This window comes from Aphanothece microscopica RSMan92 (genome assembly GCF_046613545.2).
In the GTDB taxonomy this organism is placed as follows: domain Bacteria; phylum Cyanobacteriota; class Cyanobacteriia; order PCC-6307; family Cyanobiaceae; genus NIES-981.
The window spans coordinates 1-413 of the sequence record NZ_JBKKKY020000613.1 but is presented as its reverse complement, the minus strand read 5'-3'; the positions used below and the strand labels follow the sequence as shown (position 1 = coordinate 413).

Sequence of the window (413 nt, the reverse complement as noted above, 5' to 3'; positions counted from 1 at the left end):
AAGCGCTAAAAATCCGTATCGGCGATTACGAACGCGATATCAAGAAGACCGAAGATCGCCTCGACAGGGAACGCGAGGATGCCGCGGCTGCCACGCTCAACCTTAACGAGGAACGCGGCAAGGTCGAGAATCTCAGCAAGCGCGTCGCTGATCTGGAGCAACAACTCGGCGTGCAGACCGCCGAAGCCGAAGCGCTCGGCAAGCGCGTTGCGGAACTCGATGACCGCGTCGTCGATCAGGGGCGCCTGCTGACTGAGCGCGACTACGAATGCGACCGTCTGCGCACCGAGCTCGAAAATGCGCGCCGGACCAGCTTTCACCTGCGCGAGGAACTCAATTCGGCCAGCGCCCAGCACCGCGAACTGATCCAGAACCTGACCGCCGAGAAAGAAGTGCTGCAGAAGGAATTCGAG

The 413-nt window shown here is 60.8% G+C and carries 1 protein-coding gene; it reads left to right on the top strand.

Features of this window, described 5'->3' with window-relative positions:
* Window positions 1-413, top strand: a 413-nt coding sequence (locus ACLD7X_RS19315) for a hypothetical protein (RefSeq protein ID WP_411425294.1), incomplete at both ends; no start/stop codon positions are given.